The sequence below is a fragment of the Mesorhizobium sp. L103C119B0 genome, from assembly GCF_000502235.1.
Lineage (GTDB): Bacteria > Pseudomonadota > Alphaproteobacteria > Rhizobiales > Rhizobiaceae > Mesorhizobium.
On the sequence record NZ_AYXE01000030.1, the window covers coordinates 1 to 21,992 of the forward strand.

Annotated in this window: 11 protein-coding genes and 1 pseudogene; 5 read left to right on the forward strand and 7 right to left on the reverse strand. The window is 60.2% G+C overall.

The features are described from left to right. Window positions 1–158: 158 nt before the first annotated feature. From X728_RS138130 to X728_RS138115, 6 genes and pseudogenes are all read right to left on the reverse strand, one after another. A complete protein-coding gene (locus tag X728_RS138130; RefSeq protein WP_245266221.1) occupies window positions 159–1,844 on the reverse strand; it encodes an SEL1-like repeat protein in 1,686 nt (561 codons plus the stop codon). Window positions 1,845–1,919: 75 nt separating this feature from the next. Beyond that, the gene (locus X728_RS138125) at window positions 1,920–3,326 is read right to left on the reverse strand and encodes an HlyD family type I secretion periplasmic adaptor subunit (protein WP_031196106.1); all 1,407 of its coding nucleotides are present in this window, start codon (window positions 3,324–3,326) and stop codon (window positions 1,920–1,922) included. A 42-nt stretch (window positions 3,327–3,368) separates the two neighbouring features. Further along, window positions 3,369–5,672 carry a peptidase domain-containing ABC transporter gene (locus X728_RS138120; protein ID WP_023833119.1) on the reverse strand — a complete coding sequence of 768 codons (2,304 nt, stop codon included), beginning with the start codon at window positions 5,670–5,672 and terminating at the stop codon, window positions 3,369–3,371. A gap of 323 nt (window positions 5,673–5,995) precedes the next feature. Further along, window positions 5,996–6,175, reverse strand: a complete 180-nt coding sequence (locus X728_RS1000000171170) for a hypothetical protein (protein ID WP_023833120.1) — start codon at window positions 6,173–6,175, stop codon at window positions 5,996–5,998. 2,508 nt (window positions 6,176–8,683) lie between these two features. Next, a pseudogene (locus X728_RS1000000171880) lies at window positions 8,684–9,130 on the reverse strand (DUF4347 domain-containing protein); the annotation flags it as partial. Between the two features lie 91 nt (window positions 9,131–9,221). Further along, window positions 9,222–9,536, reverse strand: a complete 315-nt coding sequence (locus X728_RS138115) for a hypothetical protein (protein ID WP_155923361.1) — start codon at window positions 9,534–9,536, stop codon at window positions 9,222–9,224. Window positions 9,537–10,526: 990 nt separating this feature from the next. On the opposite strand from X728_RS138115, the gene X728_RS1000000168015 reads away from it, so the two are divergent. From X728_RS1000000168015 to X728_RS1000000170665, 3 genes are read left to right on the forward strand one after another with little or no spacing between them, the layout of a single operon-like run. After that, a complete protein-coding gene (locus X728_RS1000000168015) occupies window positions 10,527–14,249 on the forward strand; it encodes a glycosyltransferase (protein ID WP_023833122.1) in 3,723 nt (1,240 codons plus the stop codon). Between the two features lie 10 nt (window positions 14,250–14,259). Then, on the forward strand, window positions 14,260–15,333 hold the full coding sequence (locus tag X728_RS138110) for a glycosyltransferase (RefSeq protein WP_196815118.1): 1,074 nt from the start codon (window positions 14,260–14,262) through the stop codon (window positions 15,331–15,333). Continuing rightward, window positions 15,330–16,946 carry a hypothetical protein gene (locus tag X728_RS1000000170665; protein WP_155924049.1) on the forward strand — a complete coding sequence of 539 codons (1,617 nt, stop codon included), beginning with the start codon at window positions 15,330–15,332 and terminating at the stop codon, window positions 16,944–16,946. The genes X728_RS138110 and X728_RS1000000170665 overlap by 4 nt, the downstream gene beginning before the upstream one ends. Window positions 16,947–17,443: 497 nt before the next feature. Here the strand turns inward: X728_RS1000000170665 and X728_RS138100 are convergent, their stop codons facing one another. After that, window positions 17,444–18,232 (reverse strand): TylF/MycF/NovP-related O-methyltransferase, encoded by a 789-nt coding sequence (locus X728_RS138100; protein WP_245266223.1) that lies wholly within the window; start codon window positions 18,230–18,232, stop codon window positions 17,444–17,446. A 537-nt stretch (window positions 18,233–18,769) separates the two neighbouring features. Here X728_RS138100 and X728_RS0136425 point away from each other — a divergent pair. Together X728_RS0136425 and X728_RS138090 are read left to right on the forward strand one after the other, a co-directional pair. After that, a complete protein-coding gene (locus tag X728_RS0136425) occupies window positions 18,770–19,570 on the forward strand; it encodes a hypothetical protein (protein WP_032898257.1) in 801 nt (266 codons plus the stop codon). Window positions 19,571–20,186: 616 nt separating this feature from the next. Next, on the forward strand, window positions 20,187–21,605 hold the full coding sequence (locus X728_RS138090) for a hypothetical protein (RefSeq protein ID WP_023833129.1): 1,419 nt from the start codon (window positions 20,187–20,189) through the stop codon (window positions 21,603–21,605). The last annotated feature ends 387 nt before the right edge of the window (window positions 21,606–21,992 follow it).

Below are 21,992 nucleotides of genomic sequence, written 5' to 3' on the forward strand. Positions count from 1 at the left end.
GATGATCTGCGCGAGCACAAGAAGCTCGCTCTACGCCAAGCCGCATGACCAGTTTCATGATCGCCCATTTTGCAGAACTTGACGCACACAACCCCTAGAACCCGCTGGATTCTCATTGGTGGCTGACATGCGTTTGGCGCGCTCGCACTATGCGGGTCTCAACCTGGGGCGAGTTCGGCAAGTTCGTCGGCCGCTTCACTAATGCCGTGTACCGCCGCGCGCTCAAGCCATAGGCGACCGGCTGCCGGGTCGCGCTCCCCAGCGATACCCCTTGAGAAATAACGCCCGAGCATGAGTTGGGCTTGGCCATGCCCACGTCTAGCAGCGGCGGCGTACCATTTCTGCGCCTCCGCCTGGTCGATCGGTAGGCTCTGGCCGGCTGCGTACAGCGCACCAAGTGCAAACATCGCCCCGGCGTGGCCGTCGGCGGCTGCCCCCTGGAACAGCTGCATAGCAACCTTTGGCTCACGCGCGCCACCGCGGCCATTGAGCAGCATCTCGGCAAGCGCCACCTGGGCGTCGAGCAGGCCGGCATTGGCCGCCCGAGCAAACCAGAGGCGGGCCTGCGATAGGTCGGTCACCACGCCGCGTCCATCTTGCAGGAGACGGGCGTACATATATTGCGCCTCGGCGACACCTTCAGCCGCGCGCCTTAGCCATTGCGCCGCTTGGCCCTCGTCCTGGCGGACGCCAACGCCATTGGCGAAGCAGAGCCCAAGATTGAATGCGGCGATCAGGTCCCCCGATGAAGCGGCCGCTTCGAACCATCCGGCAACGCTTGCACGATCATCCGGCTCGCCGGCTCCTTCGAGAACAAGATTGGCGAGATCGACCTGTGCTTCCTGATTGCCGCCAAGTGCAGCGGCGCGTAGCCAGCGTGCCCCTTCTTCGAGATCCTGAGCCACGCCGTTGCCCGTCAAATACAGCGAGGCCAAAGCGCGGGCGGCGGCCTGATGGCCCGCTTCGGCCGCCCGCCGATACCAGTTTGCGGATTCTGCAAAATCCGGCCGCTGCGTCTTCACATAGCGGTCGCCAAGGAGATAGGCAGCCTCAATATTGCCCGCCAACGCAGCGCGCCGCATCCACGCCTCTCCAGCAGATATGTCCTGGTCGACAAATGCACCATCAATCAGTGCCAGTCCCAACCGGAACTGGGCGGAGGGAAGGCCTTTTTCTGCTGCAGCCTGATAGAGTTGAACGGCTGCGTCCATGTCGCGTACGACGCCGAGCCCGTGCTCGGTAAGGACCGCGAGAAGGTAGATTGCGGTCGGCAGACCGGCGTCGGCGGCGCGTCTTACCTCGTTTGCAATCCTGACCCTGTTTTCACGTTTGCCACTACGGGCGAGCGACAGGGCAAAGCCGAGACACCCCTCGGCGCAGCCGGCAGAAGCCGACTTCTCGTACCATCGGTGCGCCGCATCTGCATTGCGCATTGCCTTGGGACCGCTGGTAAGTATATAGCCGAGGATCGCCTGTCCGGTGGCCGAGCCCGCCTCAGCCGCCTTGGTGGCAAAATCGAACGCCGCTGTGAAGTCCGGTTTGCCCGAGGAATCCGCCATGAACAATTGGTCGGATTCGGAGCCCTTGCCGTCGCCTTCCTTAGCCACCAGCCCGGTCAGGTAGAGAGCAGCGAGCAGCGCTTGCGCATCGGCGCTCCCGTGGTTGGCTGCCCGCAGCAGCCATCGCGCCCCTTCCATACGGCTTGGCGGCACACCCGAGCCTTCGAGATAGCAACGCGCGACCCGGTACTCGGCCTCGACGATCCCCGCGCGCGCCGCGGTCGCCATCAGCGGAAAGGCTTCTGCGGGCTTGCCGCTGTCAGAGAGCTGGATCGCTCGGCGCAACGCTGCCGCCGGGGAGGCCAAGACAGTCAGCCGATCCAGGATTGTCATCGATCCGAGCCTCCGAAAACACCTGCGCTATGGCTCCCGCATGGCTTCCTGGCCGACCGGGAGCATCACACCGAGAATATATTTGAGCACTGTGCGGCGGCCGACCTTAACGTCGGCGGTCACCGGCATGCCAGGGCTCACGGTGAAACCGGCAGGCACGCCGTGGAGGGCGACCTGGTCGATGGAAATCCGCGTGCGATAGAACGGTTCGGCGTCCGAAGGCAGCATGGCCAGGGAGCTGTTCGGATCGCGCGCCTGATCCCGCGCAGAGAAGGAATCAGGGCTGAGCGTCCGCACGGTGCCATGAGCAAGGCCGTATTGCGAATAGGGGAAGGTATCGAACTTGATGACCACCGGGTCGCCGATATGCACAAAGCCGCTGCTGCGGCCGACGATGTTTGTCTCGATCTCGAGCGGCGCGTTGGCCGGCACCAGCGTAATCAAGCGCTCGCCGGACTGCAGGACCGAACCGACCGAGACCTTGGCCACGGATTGAACGATCGCGTCTGCTTCGCTCTTCAGCTCGACCAATTGCTTACGCAGCTTTGCCTTGTTGTGAAGTTCACGGGCGTCCGACATGCGCGAACTGGCCTCGGACAGGCTCTGTGAAACATCCGCTCGCCAGCCCTGAATATAGCCGTCGCGCTCGGCGGCCACCGCCGCCTGCTGGAGCTTTGCGGCTTGCGCGGTCTGCTCGGCATTGCCGAGCGCCCGGGACATTTCAGCGCGATTGTCCTCGGCAAGAAGCGTATTGAGGCGGCTGCCAACCTGCCTTGCTTCGAGTTGTTTGCGCATCTGCTCAATCGAGCCGGCGACCGCGAGTCGCTGACGGTAGCCATCTGCATCCGATAGCGAACGCGAGACTACGGAACTGAGTTCGTCGCGCTGCCGGTCGAAATTCTCGACCTTGGCGTCATAGACCGCCTTGCGGCGCTCAAAAATCGATGCCTGCAAGGTCCAGCTTGGGTCGAGACCGTCATAATTGAAGGCTCGGCCGTCCGCTTCCGCTTTCAACCGCGCGACTTCAGCTTCAAGTGTCGAAACCTGCATCGCGAGCGCCGCCAGATCGGCAGAGGCAAAGGTCGCATCGAGGCGAGCAAGCACCTGACCGGCCTGCACGTGCTGTCCCTCACGAACGTCGATCGAGCGCACGATCGCCGTCTCCAGCGGCTGCACGACCATGTTGGGTGATTTTGACACCACGAGTCCTCTGGCCGTTACAACCTGATCGACCGGTATCAGTCCGGCCACGGCGATCAGCGCAATGACCAGGCTCGCGATGATCCAGACGATGCGCCGCGCCGCCTGCGGGATGGGAGCATTGGCGACAGCCGTCGACGGCCACTGGAATTCGAGTATGGCTGGCGTCGTCAGATCCCTCGTTTCCATCCGATGCCGCCGAGAGGGGAGGGTGATGAGAGAGGTGCTACTCATGGGTTACCGGACCACCTGAAGCGCATCTGAGTCGTGGCATCGTCAAACCAACCGCGGTGGGATGGCGACCGGGCGGCCATGACGGCCGTCGAGGTGCCGGTTTTGCTGCGACCACAGCTGGCGATAGAGCGCGCAGCGCTCGAGCAGTGTCGCGTGCGGCGCGACGTCAAGGACCTTACCTTGATCCATAACCAGGATGTTGTCGCATTCTGTCAGCGAGGACAGCCGGTGCGAAACGATGATCATCGTGCGGCCGCTGGCGATGCGCATAAGATTGGCGCTTACCACTGCCTCGCTCTCCGGGTCGAGCGCGCTGGTCGCTTCGTCGAGGATGAGAATGGTCGGGTCGTGGATGAGGGCGCGTGCGATCGCCAGCCGCTGCTTTTGACCGCCTGACAAATTGGGCGAACCTTCCTCGATATACGTGTCATAGCCATTGGGCATGCGCTCGATGAATTCCTGGGCGCCGGCGAGGTGCGCGGCACGCATGGCATCGGAAAGCGTCAGGCCTGGACGACCGGCGATGATGTTATCGCGGATCGACCCGCGAAAGAGAAAATTGTCCTGCAGGACCACGCCGAGCCCTTGGCGAAGATGGCGTAGGTTGATCTCCTTGAGGTCGACGCCATCAAGTTTGAGGAAGCCACTGTAGTCGCGGTTGATTCCCTGTAGGAGGCGCGCGATCGTTGATTTTCCCGAACCGCTACGCCCAACAATGCCAAACATGCTGCCGGCGGGAATGTGGAAGCTGACCCGGTCAAGCGCCGGTGTCTTTGTAGCGATGTAGCTGAATGTCAGGTCGCTGAAAGTGACCTCGCCCACAAGCCTGGGTCTCAGGCCTGTGGAATTCGAACTGCTCTCCAGCGGCCGGTTGAGAACCGAGGCCGCCTCGCCAAGAGCTGCACCGACCTCCTCGTAGTCTTCAACCAGTCGGGCCAGGCCGACCAGCGGCTGCGCTACGCGCTGGGAGATCATCATGAAGGCAAACAGGCTGCCAACCATATAGCCCGAGCGGTCGTTCAATGCGAGATAGGCGCCGATCAGCATGGTGCCGAGCACCATGACGCGTTCAATCGGCGTGACCAGCGTCTGCGGCCAGCTTGCAAGCTGCCCGAAGGCGAGGCGAGCCTTTCCGGCTTCCGCGACGCGCTCATCCCAGAGCGCCTTGCGCTGCGGCTCGAGGCCGAGCGCCTTCACTGTCTTGATGCCGACGACAGTTTCGCCAAGCGCTGCCGACTTCCAGGTCTCCGCTTCAACCACTCGCTGGTATCTGCGGCGCAGCGGTCTGAGAAAGGCAAGGATGATCAGCATGATCACGGCCGCGCACGCCATTACCACCCAGGCGAGCGTGGCGTTGATGTAGAACATGACCGGTATCAGCACGCACAGTGTGATCAGATCCAGGAACGTGCTGAGAAGTTTTCCGGTCAGGAACTCCCTAATACGATAGACTTGGGCCAGATGATACATCGTCTCGCCGGCCGGATGACGCTCGAAATAGTCGAGCGGCAGGCGCAAGAGCCGGCTAAAGACGTGCAACTGCAGCTTGGTGTCCAGACGGGCGCCGACGACGTTGATGATCAGTCGCCGCGCATGGCCAAGAAGTGTCTCATAGGCGAAGACCACGGCAATCACCGCAGACAAGAGCAGCAAAGTCGAGATGCTGTTGAACTGCAGCACCTTGTTGACCAGCGTCATTACGATGAGTGGCGGCAGGATGGTCAGAATGCTCAGCGTGAACGACGCAATGGCTATGTCGCGCAGGGGCTGGCTTTCTAGCCGCACCAGTTGGGTGAGCCAGTGAAGGGTGAAAGGCGCATCCGCAGCGACGTGCGACCGTGTCGCGCGCAGCAGCACCGCCTCGCCCGTCCACACCCGCGACAGCCGAAGCTCGTCGATGGCGGTGGCCTCACCGTCGTCCGGTGCGTCGGCACTTTTGAGGAAGACGACATTGCGCTCCCCACTCGCTCCGGTCAGGAGGGCCGCGCCGCCATCGCTGAACAACAGCACGACCGGTCCGGTATCCTGGAAGCGCAAAAGATGGGACCAGCGGATACGCAGGGCACGCGCCCACATGCCGGCGGTCTGCGCCCATTCGGAGAGATCGGTAGCGGTCGGAACCGCGCTCGCTGTCCTGAATTCGTTGTGGTCCAGTTCGACGCCATGATAACGCGCGGCCTGCAGTACTGCCTTGAGGCGTGGCCCGATCTGGTTGCGCTCGGCGGGACCGCCGGGGGTCCGCGCCGCCGCGTTGTGGCTGCCCGCTTGGCGCGCTGCGACGTCGCCTTCGGCGTCGGCACGGATTGAGACCGGCTGGTTTTCGGCGTTTACGGGCACGTTTCCCATGGACTTCTCATCCGGTACGCAGGGCGAGGGTTCGAAAATGCCCAAGCCGAGGTATTTCTGCCGAGGTTTCCGGCAACGCCGCATTATACTTCGAACCGACCGGCCACGCGACTCTCATGCCAATCCCTGTTTGAAGATGATGAATGCGCGAATTCCGCTCTCCCGCGAAGTCCGCGCGTACGTTTCGTCCTGTGTGGTCATGGTGGCTGACCATGGTCGGGAAGCCAACAACCTGGAATGATCAGCGCGCGGGTCCGCTTTCCAGCGAAGCCCGCGCGCCTGGTTTCGATCTGGACCAGTTCCTGTCCAGGTTCACTCACTGCTCACTCATGCGGCTTCAGAATATCCTTCAGAGCCTTCTTCACTGTGTCGTCGGTGTTGGCGTAGCCGGCGCCCTGCTTGGTCTTGTCCGAGATCAGGTCGGTGCTCGCACCTAACGGCTTGTTCTGGTTCTGAACAAATCCACTGATCGTGTTGAGGACATTCAGGAGGTCGGTCGTCACCGAACTGGCCGCCAGGCCAACAAGCTGCCGGAACGACGCATGGCTGACGGCACCACTGTCGGTCGAGCCGGATTGCAGGAACTGCGTCGAGTCCTTTAGGCCCAGCGTATTGGTCGTGACGTTGGCTTTGTGACCAGGGCCGTTTTCGGCATTGTTATGGTTCCCGGAATTGCCAGGTGCATCCTGATCTCCGTTGCCAAAGCCGTTATTGCCATGGTGGTGGTCACCTGTGTCACCGCCCGGGCCGGTCGCTCCGGTCGCACCCGTCGATCCGGCTGAGCCAGTCGCTCCGGTCGAGCCAGTAGAGCCTGTTGCACCAGTCGAGCCAGTAGCTCCGGTCGAACCGGTTGCTCCCGTGGAGCCCGTTGCACCAGTCGAACCTGTGGCTCCCGTGTCGCCAGTTGCACCTGTGGCGCCGGTCGCACCAGTCGCGCCGGTAGAGCCCGTTGCACCAGTCGAGCCTGTCGCCCCGGTATCACCTGTGGCTCCGGTAGCACCAGTCGAGCCATTAGCTCCGGTCGAGCCTGTCGCACCAGTAGAGCCGGTGGCGCCGGTCGAACCTGTCGCTCCCGTATCGCCGGTCGCACCTGTGGCTCCGGTTGCACCAGTCGAGCCAGTCGAGCCCGTTGCACCGGTCGCGCCGGTATCACCGGTTGCTCCGGTCGAGCCGGTTGCACCGGTAGAGCCAGTCGCTCCAGTAGAGCCGGTTGCTCCGGTCGAGCCAGTCGCCCCGGTGGAACCGGTTGCACCAGTCGAACCTGTCGCTCCAGTGGAGCCAGTCGCCCCGGTATCACCTGTTGCTCCGGTCGAGCCGGTTGCACCAGTCGCGCCGGTGGCACCCGTCGCTCCAGTATCACCGGTTGCTCCGGTTGAGCCCGTCGCTCCGGTCGAGCCAGTCGCTCCAGTGGAGCCAGTCGCCCCGGTATCACCTGTTGCTCCGGTTGCTCCGGTCGCTCCGGTTGCACCAGTTGAACCAGTCGCGCCGGTGGCACCCGTCGCTCCGGTCGAGCCGGTTGCACCGGTAGAGCCAGTCGCTCCAGTAGAGCCGGTGGCGCCGGTCGAACCTGTCGCTCCCGTATCGCCGGTCGCACCTGTGGCTCCGGTTGCACCAGTCGAGCCAGTCGAGCCCGTTGCACCGGTCGCGCCGGTATCACCGGTTGCTCCGGTCGAGCCAGTCGCCCCGGTGGAACCGGTTGCACCAGTCGAACCTGTCGCTCCCGTATCGCCGGTCGCACCTGTGGCTCCGGTCGAGCCAGTCGCTCCAGTAGAGCCGGTAGCACCAGTCGCGCCGGTCGAGCCCGTTGCACCGGTCGCGCCGGTATCACCGGTCGAGCCTGTCGCACCAGTAGAGCCGGTGGCGCCGGTCGAACCTGTCGCTCCCGTATCGCCGGTCGCACCTGTGGCTCCGGTCGAGCCAGTCGCTCCAGTAGAGCCGGTGGCGCCGGTCGAACCTGTCGAGCCCGTATCGCCGGTCGCACCTGTGGCTCCGGTTGCACCAGTCGCGCCCGTTGCACCGGTTGCTCCGGTCGCCCCGGTATCACCTGTTGCTCCGGTCGAGCCGGTTGCACCGGTCGAGCCTGTTGCTCCAGTCGAGCCACTCGCACCAGTCGAGCCAGTCGCACCAGTAGAGCCGGTGGCGCCGGTCGCTCCCGTATCGCCAGTTGCACCTGTAGCTCCGGTATCACCGGTTGCTCCGGTTGAGCCTGTCGCTCCCGTATCGCCGGTCGCACCTGTCGCTCCCGTATCGCCGGTCGCACCTGTGGCTCCGGTTGAACCAGTAGAGCCAGTCGCTCCGGTATCGCCGGTCGAACCTGTGGCGCCCGTTGCACCGGTCGAACCAGAAGCACCCGTCGCGCCAGTCCCACCAGAAGCGCCCGTGGCGCCGGTCGCGCCAGTTGCACCGGTCGCACCCGAAGCACCTGTCGCGCCCGTCGCGCCAGTCCCACCTGAAGCACCCGTGGCGCCAGTGGCACCCGTTGCACCGGTCCCGCCTGAAGCACCCGTGGCACCTGTCGCGCCAGTCGCACCCGCGCCTGTGGCGCCCGTCGCGCCGGTCGCACCCGCGCCGGTCGCGCCTGTGGCTCCGGTCGGACCGGTGGGGCCTGCCGGGCCTGTCGCGCCTTGGCTCGTAACAGCCAGGTTGCCGCCAACAAATGTATCACCGTTTTTGCCGTTGTTGGTAGAATCGGGGCTGAACGCGAACGCAGTTCCGCCAGCGTGTATAAGCGTGCCATATATGTTAAAGCCGCTGTCATATATTGCATAGTCATGCGAAGTATCTGGGATCGAAATCGTTATAGCAAAATTAGGGGCAACAGTATTAGCGGAGGATGGAAGAACGAAGCTGCCGACAACGGTGTTGGTTGTTGTATCGATAATGTAAAATGTATTGATGCTCTTACTGCTTCCGGATGAGACAGTACCAGTGAGCGTCAAATTGCCCCCTGCCAGGACCCCAGTGTAGGCCGCCACGCCAACCGATGTCATCGGCGGCAAGCGCGAGCCGGCCGAGTTTTCGGGCATCTCCCATGAGCCACCCAGCTTGGCTGCGCCAACCAGCGACCTGGATGCGCAAACGTCCGCGCCGATGGCCTCTTGCAGCGCCGTTACGAAGGTCTCGCCCGCAACCCCCGATGCCGTCTCGCAGCTCCACAGCCGCAGTTCACCGTCCGCGGCAAGCGCCCTGCCGATTGCGGCAAGATCCTCAGCATCTTCCTTCAGGGTGGCGGCCGACCACTCTCCGGCTGTGAAGCTAACCCGGCCAGGCGCGCCATGCGCCATAATATGGATCGCGTCGAGCCCTTCATGCCCTGCGAGCGCCGCAGCGATCTGCCGCGCCGCCGGCCAGCGGCCGTCGAGCACAATCTCTTGAACCTCGGGGCGCACGTTGCCGAGAACCGTCTGCAGGTCGGAGACTGAAGGATCGACAAAAAGAATTTCAGAGGCACGGGCCATGACTGGCTCCTGTTGGCTTCGAACTCAGTTCAAGCGGAAACCGCCCACCGGCCTGGCCGGCGAGCGCTCGGGATCAGCGGCTTGAGAGGCCTCATCTTCCGGACGGTCCGACGGCGCCGTCGGGATGTTCGACAGCGGGGCTCTCTACGCGGAGGAAGCTGCAGGCCTGGAAATTCCCGCCATCGTCAAACGTGCCAATCGCCAATGAACCGGCTGCGGCCGGAACCTTGACGGTGACAGCGACCGCGAGGCTTCGCTTGACGGCCTTGGGAAGAATGACCTGACCGACGACGGCGCTCTTGGCCGTGTCCAGGATAAAATATGGCACATTTTCGGTCGTGTCGCCGATGGGCAAGACGCCTCTCACGGCAACTTCCATGACCGCAAACCCCGTTATATAGCTCATGATTTCCTCCTCGGTCGGCAGCGGCTGCGCCGCCGTTTGTCTTGTTTCGTGCCTAGGTTTCTATCGCTGCCGAGCGCCCGCGCCAGCTGAGGCCGGTCGCAGCTTCTACCGGCGCTCGAGCCGCGTGCATTGAGCAGCCAGCAGCTCCGCACACCAACGGGCGCCGTGCAGGGCGACGAGCAATACTCATCAAGCGCCAGGCAATCTTTGCTGGCGGCCAGGTGCAGATAATTGGGGGATTGATCGAAGCAGAAACCTGCGTTGCGGACGCATCGTTTCGCACTTGGTATCACACCGACCACAGCCAACTCCCAACACGCGTGTCAACTTGCGAGGGAAATCGACTACTTGCGAGGGAACATCAGGTTGGGAAAACGTTGGATGACGTCTTCCTTGCGCCAAACACTTTCTGCGCCCTCACGCACGAAGTGGCACTTGCTCCAGATACTCTCCTGGCTTCGCAGACAGCGCGAACCGACAGGCCTACTGCCCGGTCCACGGAAACCCTCCCATAGATAAGACATTAGTAAATTATAAAATTAGCAACTTGTAAATAACCTGTTTACAATTTGTTAATTGCCGAACCACGATTTACTACCTTGGAAAACATCGAGATGGCGCGGATACGGCCAAATGCATCGAAAAATCCGGGGCTTAAGATACACCACCTTCGTTATCGACGAACGCTTGATATCGCGGCGGGGGTGTACGTAGCGATCGAGCCTACAGGGCAATTCGCAAAGCCTCGCCCAAGGTGACCGCGAGACCCTTGCTGCGGCGGAAGGTGCTGGCTAACAATGGATCACGCTGAGGTAGCATCCAGATGGCCGAGGCAGGGGAAAATGTGCATGGGACATGAAGGCCGGATAAGTCCGCACTGGAACGGATCCCTGTCCCGACGGCACCATGGCACAAATGTAACCGCTTCAGCCCGCAGTCATGGGGGTCGAAAGTCAGCATATGACAAGCGGTAAGCGCCTCTGCCTTAACATGATCGTCAAGAACGAGATGGCGAACCTTCAACGCTGTCTCGGGGCGGTTGTCGACCACATCGACTGCTGGGTCATCGGCGACACCGGCTCGAACGACGGAACCCAGGATTTCATCAAGGCGTTCTTTGCCGTCCACAACCTGCCTGGCGAGCTGCATGAGTTCCCGTTCCACAATTTCGAGCAGGCCCGCAACGCCGCGCTCGATCACGCCTATGCCTCGCCGCTCGCCTATGACTATCTGCTGTTCGACGATGCCGACATGGAGCTGATGGTTGAGGATACGGGGTTCCGCGAGGGGCTCGACGGCCCGGGCTACCGGCTGTTGCAGCGGTCGGATTCCGGCCTGGCCTATTGGAACACGCGCCTTGTCAAACGCGACGCCGGTGCCCGCTACCATGGCGTGACCCACGAATATCTCGACGTGCCCGGTGGCGTGCAGGAACTGAGGGGTGCCTGGTACAAGGACCACGCCAGCGGCTCGAACCGGGTGGACAAGTTCGAGCGTGATGCCAGGCTTTTGCTGGACGCCCTTGAGAACGATCCGGAAAATCAGCGCTACTGGTTCTACCTGGCGCAGTCCTACCGCGACGCTGGGCGGACGGCGGAGGCGGCGGTGGCCTACGCCAAGCGTGCCGCGATGGGCGGCTGGGACGAGGAGGCGTGGAATGCCCGCCTGCAGGAGGCGCGCTGCCTGCGCAAACTCGGCGACGAGGCTGGCTTTGTTCAACAGGCGCTTACCGCCTTCAATCAACGGCCGCAACGCGCCGAGCCACTTTATGACCTGGCACGGTTTTACCGCGAGAAGGGGATGAACGACGCCAGCGTGTTGTTCTCCGAAGCAGGGCTGGCGATCAAGCGGCCGGAGCAGGACATCCTGTTCCTCGAGGATTTAGTCTACACGACAGGCCTGCGCGAAGAGTATGCGATCGCGGCGAATTATGCGCGCGACCCGGTGCGCAAGGATCGCGGTTTCGCGACGTGCAACTGGTTAGCGCTGGACCGTAGTATCGGCGATGGACCCAGGGATCTCGCGTGGTCCAACCTGTTCTTCTATGTGCAGCCAGCCAAGACAACGATGCCGTCGTTCAGCGCTCATCCGATCGTTTTCGCTGCGCCCGAGGGCTACAGGCCGTCAAGCGCCTCGGTGGCGCGCCTGGGCAAGGAGATTGTGCTTGCTCAGGCAGCGGTGAACTACACCACAAGCGAAGACGGCGTCCATCTCCGGACGAAAGGCGGCGAGGCGATCCTCGCTCGGAATTTCCTTCTGCGGTTGACCAATGGGCTCGCCGTCCGATCGACAACCGAGATGCTGCCGCCGACAAACATGCGCGAGGCCGGCGTCGAGGACCTGCGTCTGTTCGCCTGGAAAGGTAAGCTGTGGGGCTCGGCCTCCGTCCGCGATCTGGCGGACAGCGAGGGCAAGCAGGTCATCATGCGCGTCGACGACAGCGAAACCGGCCACCACCGGATGACCGACCTGCGCGTGCTGCCCGCGACGGGGCCGAGTGCGCACGACAGGAAATGGATGACGCAGGTCACATCAGGCGAAGCCGGCGAGGAGCGGCTGCAGTTGGTCTGTTTCGGCGATCCAATTCGGGTGGCGGATGAGCGAGCTGAAACGATCAGCGAGACCTCTCCTGGAATTGCGGCCCAACGATTCAGCGGCGTAAGCCAACAGGTCCCTTTCGCCGGCGGTTGGCTGATGTTGATTCATGAGGTGCAATGGAGACCCTCCGAGAACAGGCGATACTGCCTGCATCGGTTTGTTTGGTTCGACGCAATGAACCTGCTGCAAAAGGTGAGCCGTCCCTTTTACTTCAACGAAAAGGGCGCCGAGTTCGCTGCCGGCTTGGCTTGGCATCCCGATGAGAAGCGCTTGCTGATTTCCTACAGCGTTGCCGACAGCGAGTGCTGGATCGCGACCGTCGATGAGGCGGATGTGGGAGGGATGCTAGACGATGTGGATCGCCTGTCTTCGGGGGTGGCTGATCCAGGGACGAAGCAGACACTGTCGACGCCGGCCTTTCGCGCCCCTCCAACGAAAGCCGGGATCAAGCCTGGCCGCGCCGACGGTGGGGCCATGGGTGATGCAAACCGGGCGCCGTTGGAAGGTAAGGACTTCGGCACCGGCAGCATGAAATCGACAGAAGAGATCTTTCATGAGCTCGCGCCGTTTCTGCGCGACGTCGATTCTCCGCTGGAACGACGGCAACGATCGCGCCAGTTCGACGCGCGGATTTATCCCTTCCTTGGCAGCGACGACACCGCACTTCCGCAGATCAACTGCTTCTATGAAGTGATGTCAGACAAAGCTGAGCATCGTACCTTGATTGGCGCCACAACGTCGATGCGAGCGGCTGGCCATCCGGTGCGGGTGTGGAGCTATGCGCCAGAGAAGCTCGAATTCCTCGTCCCGCACGGGATCGAGGTCCGCAATGCCGACGACGTCATGCCGCGGGCCCTGTTCGAGCGCATCGTCGCCGGCTCCGAGATCAGATATTTCAGCGATATTTTCCGCTACGCCCTGCTCTACGAACATGGCGGCCTGTGGATGGATTCCGACGTGATCCTGCTGCGGCCGTTCCCCTTTCGCGGCGATCACTTTTTCAATCTGCAATGGCGGGGAGCACACAAGGGCCACTTCATCTGCGGCAATGTCATATACGCCAAGCCCTACAGCCGCCACCTCAGGGCGCTATACGAATTGTCGCTCGAGCGTTTCCAAGAAGCGCGCGGCAAGGAGTTCGGTGACATCGGCCCGAAGCTGCTCTCCGACTACATCGCGACAGTAGCCGGCGCCGAGCTGCGCGACCGGGTATTCAGCCCGATGTTCTTCAACGCAATCGATTGGACCGAGATCGACAGGTTCGACAGGCCGATTTCGGAATTGACCGACTATCTGAACGATGCCCGCGTGTTCGGTATCCACCTGTGGACGGCCCGCAACGACGCCCGGCCGGGCGGCGAGGGGGCCCCGTTGATCTCGAAGCTGATCAACCCACTCGATAGTTTCCCATCATTCACAACTCTCGCCGACCGCTTCAATACCGACAAGAACCGGCATACCGGCAACCGTCATGCCTATGCCAGGGTCTACGATCGCCTGCTGTCGGGCAGAAGGCTGGCCATGCGGCGGCTCATGGAAATCGGGCTTTGCCGCAGGCTGGCGGACAACCAGAGCGAGACACCTTCGGTCGCGCTATGGCAGAGCTACTTTCCGTTTTGCCAGGTGGTCGGCGTCGACCTGACAGACTTTTCCCGCCTGAACGATGAACGTTTCAAGTCGTTCGTCGGCGACCAATCCAAGCTGGATGATCTGCGCGGAGTCGCGGCGAAACTCGAGCCGCGCTCGTTCGACGCGATCATCGACGACGGCAGCCACGCCTCGTTCGACGAGCAGCTCACCCTGCGCGAGTTCTTCCCGCTGCTCGCGGAGGGCGGCTGGTATTTCATCGAAGACCTCGACTGGCAGCCGCCGGGCGAGGATCTTGGCAAGATCACGCTGACGAAGAACTTGCTGCGGGAAATCCAGCAGCACGGCAGCGCGCGCTCGGTCGATCCGCTGGGCGTGAGCGCGCTTGCCGGTCAGTTCGCCGAAATCCTCTTCTTCGACAGCCACTACGAACTGAATCGGGCAAAGCTGCTCGGTGGCTTGGTGGCTATCCGCAAGGGCCCGTCGGGCATGTCCGCCAGGCGAAGTCTTGCACCAGTGCGTGAGTGAGCAGAGCGCCGTGAAAGTCGCTGTCTACACCATCGCCTTGAACGAAGCCGCAAACGCGGAGCGCTGGGCCAATTCGGCCGTCGACGCCGACTATCGCATTGTCGCCGACACGGGCAGCACCGACGATACAGTGGAACGGCTGACCGAGGCCGGCGTTACCGTGCACAGGATAGCGGTCCGCCCATGGCGTTTCGACGATGCCCGCAACGCCGCGATGGCACTGATCCCGCACGACGTCGACGTGTGCTGCACAATGGACATGGACCGGTTCCTTGAACCCGGCTGGCGGGCAAAGCTCGAGGCTGTCTGGACTCGCGAGACGACTGCCCTCTATTGTCAGACAGTGTACAGAGCGAGCGTCGACGACCCGACCCCACTTCGCAACTGGCCAGCGAAAAACTTTCATCATCGCTGGGGGTATCGCTTCAAGAGGCCTGTTCACGAAGCCCTGGTCTTCACGGGAGAGAGAGAGGTCACGGCCAGCAGCAGCGACATTGTCATGTTCGAGGTGCAGGACCTTACCAAGCCAACAAGGAGCAGTTACCTGCCGCTGATGGAAGTGGCGCACAAGGAAGACCCCGCCGACGCACAAATCTGCTTCTGGCTCGGGCGAGACCTGATGTGGGCCAACCAGCACGATCAAGCCGTCGAGTTGCTTGAGAACTACCTTGCCCTACCGACAAGCACGTGGGGCGAAGAACGAGCCGAGGCCATGCGTTATATCGCGCGTATGCGCCCGGAACAGAGCTTGTCCTGGCTGGACAAGGCGCGGATGGAAGCGCCGCACCGGCGAGAGATATGGCTCGACCTCGCCGAGGAACTCCACGGCAAGTCGGACTGGCTCAATCTGTTCTGGGCTTGCTCGAATGGGATCGAGAAGACGCACCGCACCGGGAGTTATCTGGACGACGCGAACTGCTGGGGGTTTCGGTTGTTTGACCTCGGCGCCATCGCGTCATGGCACCTGAATGCGATGGACCGTGCGGTAGAATGGGGGCAAAGGGCACTTGAACTTAATGCAGGCAATCAGCGGTTAAAGGACAACCTCGATTTCTTCGTTCGGCTGCAACGGAAGAATGAATGAGTGAGTTAGAAACAATGTCGTCAGAAACAACGCCTGCGGTATTCCGCCCACTTGTATACACCGTTGCTTTTGGTGATGGGACGTACTTCGAATGCTTGAACGTTATGCTAACATCCTTGTTAGAGATCGGACGCTTCTATGGAAACGTTGCAGTTCTCTCTGACCGACCACTCAGTGATATCCTTCCCTATATTCCCCACCAATATCGATCGCGTCTCCATCACGTCCTTGTTCCTTCGATAGATATATCGCAACGTTATATCATCGATGCGCCATTTTTCGAAAACTATTCCCCTATTCTGTATCTTGATACAGACATAGTCATCGATACTGAGATCGAGTCGACTTTGAAAGCAATTGTTGAAGCAAATGGCGTCTGTGTTACCACAGAAAAGGCTATTTATCCTGAATTAGCCTCCTCTAAGATTGCTGATGTCATCGACTCGCACCGAATTGGAAATTGGTTCGGGCTCGAACTCTGTCGCGCCGATCCCGCATGCGCACAGGAATTTTTGCCATGCGCAAATTCCGGAATTATCGGCTACAAAGACGCAGCGCTCTTCCGTTCAATCGGCGAGCAAATTGCGACTATGTGCCAAGCCCCCGCGAATCGAGAGCTTACTCGATGGTTTGGCGATCAGCCAATATTAAACTACGTCTTAGTGCGGACACAAGCTTCGGAAACGGCTCCATTGAGCAACCGTTGCAAATTCGTGCATGGATGGGATCAGAATCCAGACGAAGCATTTGGATTTACGCATTTTATCTGGGCCCGGGGAAACAACAAAATTCAACAAATGGCAGCGTATTTGGAAAACCTTCAGCTATCACGGATCGCTCATGATGGAAGGAAAAAAGAGTCAAATAGTCCGAGTGACTATTCACCATTTGTAAGGGAAAAGTTAGAGACTAGTTCCTACATATTTGTTGTCACTTCTGCCTTGGCCACAAATCAGGGCGTATTGGAGCCGCAGGTGAGGTTTGTTCAGACTCTTCGAACAATCCAATCTATAAGAGATCATGTTCCTGACGCGTTCATCCTCTTAGTCGATTCGTCTCCAGTTTCCGTCCACTCCGATATAGAAAATGAAATTTGCGCGAAGGCAGACATTGCCGTCTTCTTGCATAACTTGAACCCAGGACTTCATCTCTCAAGAGAGCTCGGTGGGTTTTGGAAGACACCCGACCACTCCAAAACTCTGTCAGAGACCTATGCGCTATTTCACGCCCTGACGCTAGTGAAGGTGATTAGCTCTGGAAGAATGAATAGAAGAATATTTAAAATTTCCGGAAGGTATCATCTTTCCGACAATTTTGATATAGGAGAATACGATAGAATTGAGCTGCTTGGAAAGTATGTTTTTAAGCGCAGGCGGCTCTCATGGCTTGCAAGCGAGGCGGGATACCTTGATACGAGACTTTGGTCATTTTGCTCGACCGCTATCGATGAGACTTTAAGTTTACTTGTTTCGGTATTTGTTTGCAGCATCGAAGCTTCGGTTGACGCTGAACATGCCTATTTCAGAAAGCTGCTCGACTCTAGGGTCCATGAGGTGGCCACCATCCATGTTGCGGGGCAGATCGCATCTACCGGAGAAGAGCTGCTAGAATGAGGGCTTTGGAAGAGGGTCTATTATGGCCTAGGCCGGATCAGGTGGAGAGCGAAGCTGATATTAAAGCACTGAGTCCGGTCAGAGCTTCGGGGGATCTAGCGCTGGAATGCCGCTGGTGTGATCCTCTGACTTATCTGTGAAGGCACGCTAGGTTCGCATTTTGATTCCTCGCAAGGAGGGATCTCCATCTCTCCGAGGTGGAGATCCGCGGGGTCCAACAGCGCGACGGTGGCAACCCGCAGGATTCGGTTGTTCGTGAGCGGAGCAATCGTTTTTGCGCCGGCGGCCGGGGTCACGTGCTGCACGCTCAGCCGTTCAGGTTATCGAGCGCATGCGGCAAGCCTGCTTGGATGGGGCGCGCCTAATTACTGGTCGACAGCCGACGCGCGTCGACGAGCAAGCGGTGATCCTGGCGCGTTCGGCTCTCGCTCACGCGAAGCTGAACGTCGCGCCGGCATCGATAAGATATTGCCGAGGTCGCCCGGTGAAGAACCTTGTCAATCGTGATTGGCAGTTTCGGAAACCCTCCACCACACCGCATAGCCATCGATTGGAATCAATGGCGAGGTAATACCCTCTCTAGTCCGGAATTCATTTACAGCTTGAGCGCATGGGGCGAGGAAGTAGTCGTCAACGACTACAAATCCACCCTGCGATAGCTTACGATAAAGCGCGTCAAGAGCTTGAATTGTTGATTCATACATATCTCCGTCGAGTCGGAGAATCGCCAGTTTTTGTATCGGAGCATTAGGGAGTGTGTCCTTGAACCAGCCCTCAAGAAAGACAACTTGCCCGTCAAGCAAGTCATATCTGCGGAAATTTTCTTCTACGTCCTTCCGGGAGATCGCCAGTTGCGTATGCGTGTGGTGGACATCTACAGCGTCCGCCGCATAGATGTCCGGGCTTGGGGGAGGAAGGCCGGCGAAACTGTCAGCGACGAAGACACGACGTTGAGTATCCGAGTACGAGGCAAGAATACCTCTCATAAAAATACATGCCCCGCCGCGCCAAACTCCGGTCTCGATGAAGTCGCCAGGAACATCATTTAAGATGACAGTTTCGCATAGATACCGCAAATTGCGCATCCGGGCTGAACCAATCATGGTTTGCGCCAGTCCTGGCCAATCCCGCCCGAGGGCACGCTTGTTCGGGTCGTATTTCCCACCCGTCCACGGATCAATAGGCGCGTCGCCATATAATGTTCCGGTCAGCGATGCTTCCAGAACATTAAGGTATCTATTCCGCATTTTCATTGCGGCGGTCAAGAAGTCATGACTGTCATTCAACGTTCGCCTCCTTCTGAGAGCCTGACTCGAGCCACGCTTTCCGCGTTGGGATTTCGGACGCGAGTGCAGCTGGTTTAACGGCTACGCTGTCGCCGTAGCCGTGGAAGATAGCGTTCGAACAAGGCGTCGAAAATTTTGTTGGCCGAGATCTTTTACTAATACCGTGGTTAACCATTGTGCCGTCTGCAGAGATTTCTTCGACCTCCAAAGAGATGCCAGCTGTGCCGCTCCGTATCTGAGACAACAAGAGCTTCCTCGTCAGCGCGGACTGACGTCTCGTGGGCCACCTGCCAGCTTGACACAGTTTCTCCGCAGTGCGTTTGGGAAAGGATAGCCTCGCCCACTCCTGATGCCCTATCTGCTCGCCGAGCCTTCGCCATTGGTGGATAGCATGGTAGATTAAATCTGGGCGGTCGGACATCAGGAATTGAAGTGCGACGACGAGATTTCGTTACACTCTTGGGAGGCTCGGCGGCCGGCAGCCTGATTTCTGCGTCGTTGACCGATCGGGACGCCCTCGGGGAAAGCTACGCGACCATGGCACCGACTACTCCGTCCTCATCCCTCCTTTCCGCCCCGATCGAACTCGCCGGCGACTGGGGCCACACGCCTCCTCGCGCGGCAGATCAGGTCGTCGAGCGGATGCGGCACGCCTGCCTGGTTGGCGTCCGCCTGCTCTCCGATCGCCAGCCTACGCGACTCCGTGTCGACGAGCACACTTCGGGGCAGCCGGCGATCTGGCTGCACCCCGACGGTAGCAGCATGGCGTGGATCATTGTCGACATTGGCGAACGGGATTGGTCGAAGCTCGCCTACCAGTTCGGGCACGAGCTCGGCCACATCATGGCCAACAGCTGGCAGGCGGACGCCAAGCCGGCGCCGCCCTGTCAGTGGCTCGAGGAAGCGTTGGTCGAGGCCTTCTCGCTGCGCGGTCTCGGTCGCTTGGCAAAGGACTGGAAAGAGAATCCGCCATTTGCCGGCGACAACGCGTTCGGCGATGCCATCGCGGCCTATCGCGACAACATCGTCCGCGGCTACGCCACGCTCGCGGACGGCCAGGGGCTGAGCCGCGACGCCGCTGCCTGGTTCGGCGACCATCGAAGCGAGATCGAAATACCCGGCCTCAATCCGTTTGCTCAAGCAATGTCCCGGACCATCCTGACTGAGTACGAGGCGGCGCCCGACTGCGTCGAGGCGCTGGGCGCGCTCAACCGATGGCCCGGCCGCACAGGTGTACCGATCGCCGAGTATCTGAATCGATGGGAGGCGAGTTGCGCCGAACTGCAAGCCTCGCCCCGACTGCCGGTCCGGCTGCGCGAACTGCTGCACATTGCTTGATCGGTAAGGGGTTGAGGAACAAACCAGCCATCTCTGATCTTCGGAACTGCACCGAAGGAGGCAATTGCGAAGCGTTGACGCGCACGAGACAGCATCCTTCCGCGAAGCCTTGCACGGGCCGCGGCAGAATCCACTCCGCTAGAGCCAGCGGGGGAGGAGGAGAGGGCGCCGCTCGCCGCCTGTAGCTATGCTGCGGTTGGGCAAAGGGATCGCCCGGCCAAGGCCCGATCTCTATTATAGATCGAGGCGCGCGGCGAACTCGACCTCGCAGAGTATATGCAGGCTGTTCTCCGATCGACCATGTGGAAGGGGATGATACGACCCGAACGTGGACGATCAGCTGCGGAATGTCTGGTATGCGCCTTATGATCGGCGGCTTCGCGCCAATGGAGGCCGTTTAGGCTTCCTTGATCGCCTCCCGAAAGAAGACGTTCTGCTTGGCGGCATGATCACCGGATTGATCCGAGGCAGGCACTCCCCCTTTTCGATCGTACTGCTTTAGAATGATCTAATATAGTCGTTTGCATGGTAGTCGTCGTTTCCGGAGCGGTATATGGTGTGTAATCGTTGGTTGCCAAACCATTAATTCAAAGTGGTGCGCCGGGGAGAGCTTGTCATGAAACTATCGAACCTGATCAAACGTTACGACAATGTGGAAAGAGCCGCCGAGGAACTCGAGACAGAGCTAGTCGAAGCTTTGAACATCTCCCTGAACCTTGACAAGGTGTCACCATCAGACGACGGCAGTGCCTCGAAAGACAGCCTCGCAATAGGGACCAATGCCCTGCAACCGGAGGGCACTCCCAATGAAACCCCTCGCCAGCTAACTTCGCATACGCAGAGCCGGCTGGCTGCTTTGAGCTCATTTGAGATGCTCTTTCAGGATGCGGAAGGTCATATGGAGGATGTCAAAGCCAAGCTACTGGAGGTTGCAACTTCGCACCACTACACACGAGAATTCTTTCAGATCCTTCAAGCGGACTTCTTTCGTGCCAACGAACTGGAAGCGGCAAATGCCAACCTGACGAGAGAACACATGGTCCTGTCCGAACAGCTGCACGATGCGATGAGGAAGCAACGTGAGCACGATAGCGCGTTCGGAGCCATACAGCAGCGCGAAGTAAGCTTGGTCCAGGACAGGGACGCTCTCCGTGTTGCGCTCGCCGCCGTAAGGCTGGAACTTGTAGAAGCGGCCAATACCATCGCAATAAGGGAGGCGGACTTCGGCGAGGCGGCCAAAGCTCTTTCGGCCAGAACAGCCGAGGCCAATAGACGGGCGCGCGAAAACGATACCTTGCGAGAAAAGCATGTCAGACTCTCGATCGACCTCGACAAGGCGCAAAAGCGGGAAGCTGAGGCGAGGCGGAGGCTAGATGAGCTGTCGACGATCCACGCCAACGATGCGGTGCGGCATTCCGAACTGCTGGCTGCGCTCGGCAAGAGCGAGAAGGACGAAACGCGGTTGCAGAAGTCGCTTGAGATCGCGCAGGCGAAACTGTCGGAAATGGCAGAGGCCGCACGCATCATGGAAGACGACACGGGAGCCGAACGTGCACGCAGTCTCGCAGAGATGCGAGGTTTGCGATCTGAAATTCAAAGTCTTCAATCGCGACTGGATGCGGCAACGAACGAGGCAAGCGTAGCATCCAGTGAAATCGCCAGGCTGACGGCTCAATGGAGCGATACCATGGCCGAAAAGCAGATTGCGGATGAAAGGTATTCTGATCTCTTGAAAGAGAGCGAAGCCGACATGACGAGCCTTTCGAACCTGACCGCGGACCTCTCGCACATCTCGGCGCAATACGCCTCCGAGCAGATGCAGCACGAAGTCCAGAGGCAGGAATGCGAAGATTTGCGGGCAGAAATTTTTGCGCTTGGTACGCGGGTCAAGGAGTTGCTGCCCTATGAGCGTTTGCACAAAGTAACGAGTGCAAGGGAGCGTGAGGGCGTAGTTGGTGTTGGCAGCATGGCAGTGGAGCCAACCCGCTCCACAACCAGACGACGTTCCCGCCCGAGCTTGCGTGCAGCGTCGTAGGGGGGAACGACGGCGGTACTGATGCTGGTGGTCACAAAGTGATCCTTTGGGGCGCACAATCCAGCGCCCGGCGTCCCGTTCACACTTGGCTCTGGTAGAACCGAAGACAGCAAAGCAGGCGTTCGAACTTTGTCTGGCCGCTCGTTTTTCCGGCCTCAAGGAAGCAGCGACGCAACCGCCGCATCACAGTTCCGCAGCGCAGCAAGGGCGGGTAGTTTAAGTCGATCTTGCCTTCGAGAAGTTTGGCGGCGACACATCTGCTTCACCACCAGCAGAGATCACGAAGGTCATAGAGGAGGCCCTTCGAGCAGCAGTGACCTGAGACCCTGAAGCTCCTCCAGTTTTTGGTGGAGTCTGTCCCACTCAAGGAGACGGACGAATGAAGCG

What these genes read in the sequence shown, in the direction of transcription:
- X728_RS138125 (WP_031196106.1), bottom strand. Translation starts at nt 3,326, where the DNA reads ATGAGTAGCACCTCTCTCATCACCCTCCCCTCTCGGCGGCATCGGATG.
- X728_RS138120 (WP_023833119.1), bottom strand. Translation starts at nt 5,672, where the DNA reads ATGGGAAACGTGCCCGTAAACGCCGAAAACCAGCCGGTCTCAATCCGT.
- X728_RS138115 (WP_155923361.1), bottom strand. Translation starts at nt 9,536, where the DNA reads ATGAGCTATATAACGGGGTTTGCGGTCATGGAAGTTGCCGTGAGAGGC.
- X728_RS1000000168015 (WP_023833122.1), top strand. Translation starts at nt 10,527, where the DNA reads ATGATCGTCAAGAACGAGATGGCGAACCTTCAACGCTGTCTCGGGGCG.
- X728_RS1000000170665 (WP_155924049.1), top strand. Translation starts at nt 15,330, where the DNA reads ATGAGTGAGTTAGAAACAATGTCGTCAGAAACAACGCCTGCGGTATTC.
- X728_RS0136425 (WP_032898257.1), top strand. Translation starts at nt 18,770, where the DNA reads ATGGCACCGACTACTCCGTCCTCATCCCTCCTTTCCGCCCCGATCGAA.
- X728_RS138090 (WP_023833129.1), top strand. Translation starts at nt 20,187, where the DNA reads ATGAAACTATCGAACCTGATCAAACGTTACGACAATGTGGAAAGAGCC.